Annotated in this window: 3 protein-coding genes; all 3 read left to right on the plus strand. The window is 36.4% G+C overall.

From position 1 onward, the window contains the following. Positions 1 to 210: 210 nt before the first annotated feature. The gene (locus tag J7J10_03800) at positions 211 to 2,400 is read left to right on the plus strand and encodes a diguanylate cyclase (GenBank protein ID MCD6130052.1); all 2,190 of its coding nucleotides are present in this window, start codon (positions 211 to 213) and stop codon (positions 2,398 to 2,400) included. A 158-nt stretch (positions 2,401 to 2,558) separates the two neighbouring features. Continuing rightward, positions 2,559 to 2,726 (plus strand): hypothetical protein, encoded by a 168-nt coding sequence (locus tag J7J10_03805; GenBank protein ID MCD6130053.1) that lies wholly within the window; start codon positions 2,559 to 2,561, stop codon positions 2,724 to 2,726. Beyond that, positions 2,723 to 2,989 (plus strand): hypothetical protein, encoded by a 267-nt coding sequence (locus J7J10_03810; GenBank protein MCD6130054.1) that lies wholly within the window; start codon positions 2,723 to 2,725, stop codon positions 2,987 to 2,989. The genes J7J10_03805 and J7J10_03810 overlap by 4 nt, the downstream gene beginning before the upstream one ends. Positions 2,990 to 3,248 lie beyond the last annotated feature (259 nt).

Genomic DNA, 3,248 nt, shown 5'->3' on the forward strand with positions numbered 1-3,248 from the left:
CAAGCACGGAATGACAAAGAAGGAGAAAATCCGCCTGCCCTGTGTAATATCCTAACGAAGAAATTCTGTCTTGGAGTATTACACGGGGTCCAATCCAGAGGCTGAAATTCTTTTTTTGCCTTGAGATTGTTGGGATAATAACAGACTGCTAAACTCCGACCCTTGTTGAAAAGTTGTAATGCTTATAATAATGATTATATTATAGTAAAAATGAAGAAAGAAATGAGTGGATGGAGAAATCCCCATCTATTGTATATCACCATCATGATGATAATCCTTGCGATATTTTACTATATTCCCAGCATAATAACTCTTATGGGCTTAAAAGCTCCGAACTGGTTTATTCTTAATATGCCACATGATTTGTACAGGAGTTTGTTTTTTATACCCGTATTATATGCGGCTCATAGATTCAGAATAAAAGGTGTAATAGCAACAACTGTGATTTCAATGCTAATCTTTCTCCCCCGAGCTTTATTTATATCTCCTTATCTTAGTTCTTTAATTAGATCTATAGTTTTCATTATTGGTCTTTGGTTCTCGGGTTTTTTCTTTACTATAGCATTAAACGCCATCACCAAGCGAAAAAAGGCAGCGGAGAAACTTAGAGAAGCCAATATAATTATCAATAGAAGCCCAGCAGTGATTTTCACTTGGAAGAACGAGGAAGGTTGGCCAGCGGAATATGTTTCGGAAAATGCTGGAAGGATATTTGGATATACTGCAGAGGATTTTATCTCCGGGAAAGTAAACTATGCAAAGTGTATTCATCCTGATGATCTTGAACGCGTAAGGAAAGAAATAATGGTTTTCAGCAAAGAAGAGGGAAGAGATGAGTTTGTTCATGGGCCGTATAGAATAATAACAAAGGACGGTAAAGAGAAAATAGTTACTAATTGGACTTTTGTTGTGAGAGATCAGGGAGGGAAAATTACACATTATAAGGGAATTATCGAGGACATCACTGAGCGCAAGCTGGCGGAGGAGGCGTTGCAGAAGAGTGAAGCAAGGTTAAAAGAGGCTGAAAAGTTAGCCCTATTAGGTTATTGGGAACTTGATCTGAAAAAAAATGTGCTTTATTGGTCGGATGAGATCTATAGAATATTCGAGATTGACCCTTCTCGATTTGGGGCTTCCTATGAAGCATTTCTTAATACAGTTCACCCAGACGACAAAGAATTAGTAAACAGGGCATATACAGAGTCTGCTAAGAATAGAACGCCATACAGTATTGATCATCGAATATTGTTAAAAGATGGTAGGATTAAATTTGTTCACGAGCAAGGTGAAACATATTACGATGAACAAGGTAATGCTATACGTTCATTAGGAACAATTCAGGACATCACCGAGCGAAAAAAGGCAGCGGAGAAAATAAAATACATGGGTTTCCATGATTCATTAACAGGTCTATATAATAGAGCTTATTTTGAAGAAGAGATGAGAAGACTCAACACACAGAGGAGATACCCCTTAAGTGTTATTATGGCAGATATCAATGGTCTTAAAGTGGTTAACGATACACTGGGTCATAATAAAGGAGATGAATTACTAAAAGATACAGCAAAATTATTAAAATCTATAGCTCGTGAAGGAGATATTATGGCTCGCGTTGGAGGGGATGAATTCGCCGTTATCCTGCCTCATTCTGATGAAAATGCTGCTCAAACATTCTGTAATAGATTTAGAGATGCGTGTGAAAAATATAACCGTAAAACTCAATTAAAGCTCAGTATTGCCCTGGGATATGCTGTGCAATCCGGTCAATACGAAAATATGGAAAAGGTTTTAGAAAAAGCAGATGAGAATATGTATACCGAAAAACTATCAGATATTGCCAGCAGGGAAAACCATATCATTGATACCCTCAAAACTGTTTTAGCTACAAGAGACCCTCATACTGAAAAACATGCAGAGAGATTGCAGAATCTGTCAGAAGCCTTAGGAAAGGATATAGGACTATCAGAATTTGAATTAAAGAGATTGAGATTGTTAGCTTTACTGCATGATATAGGAAAAATAGGCACACCAGATAATATTTTATTTAAACCTACTAAGTTAACAGAAGAAGAATGGGAAATTATGAAAAAACACTCTGAAGATGGATATAAGATGGCTGGAAATATTCCTCAGCTGTATGGCATTGCTGAAGCAATATTATATCATCATGAAAGATGGAATGGTACAGGTTATCCCAAAGGATTAAAAGGTAAAGAAATTCCCATATTGTCTCGTATTATTTCTATTGTAGATGCTTATGATGTGGTGTTAACAGAAAGACCTTACAAAAAAGCAATGACAAAAGAAGAAGCAATAAAAGAGCTTAAAGAGAATGCAGGCACTCAGTTTGACCCGGAATTAGTGGAAAGATTTTTAAAGATAAAAGTAAATAAAGAGTAATTACTCAATGAGCTACTGTAAAGTCCGACGAAATTCTCTTTGACGAAAAGAGAGACAAATGGATCAAAGAAAAAAGGGCAGTAGTGTTTACTTTCATAAACCTTAAGAAGCTATACAAGCGTATAGACATTTTTTTGAGAAACCCAGTAGACTTTGAGATGGCATACTCCCATAAAACAGTTATGAGTGTTAGAGATATAAAGATAAAGGTTGCCTCTGTTGAAGATATTATAAAGATGAAAAGGGTTTCGGGGAGGCCAAGAGATATAGAAGATATAAGGCATCTTGAGAAGATCAAATTAATAAAAAACAGAGAGAATAAATGACAGTCAATGAACTCTATAAATATGCCTATGTGAAGAGACCCCTTGCCGAGCTTTATAAGGATATTTCATCGGTCCCCGAGGAGTTCATTATAGAGTGGCTCAAGGAGACCCATGATTACATAAGGCTCCATTCGGATGACGAATTGAGAGAATTTCTCACACTCAGCCCAGAGGATGTATTGAACTGGCTTGATGAGGCAGTGCCATTTGTGTGGGAGGTAAAAAGAGAATCTTCGAAGAAAGGAAAACCAGTCATCTATTAATATGATTCACTCAACCGCCTATCTGTCCTTCCTTTTTTAGCCTTGGGATTAAGATATTTTCAGCTTCAGGATTTTTATGATTAAGACCCCATGTAGTATAGCAAGCTACTGGACGGGGTAAACGGATTAAGATAAATAATTCTGTTCATTTCTTTTGTCTTGATACAAAAGAAACAGAACCAAAGAAAAAATCAAGGCTAAAGGAAATCTACTAAAATCCTTCATCAAAATGCTAAAAATAATAAACTCGCTTTCAGCT

This window comes from Deltaproteobacteria bacterium (assembly GCA_021159305.1).
In the GTDB taxonomy this organism is placed as follows: Bacteria; Campylobacterota_A; Desulfurellia; order JAGGSF01; family JAGGSF01; genus JAGGSF01.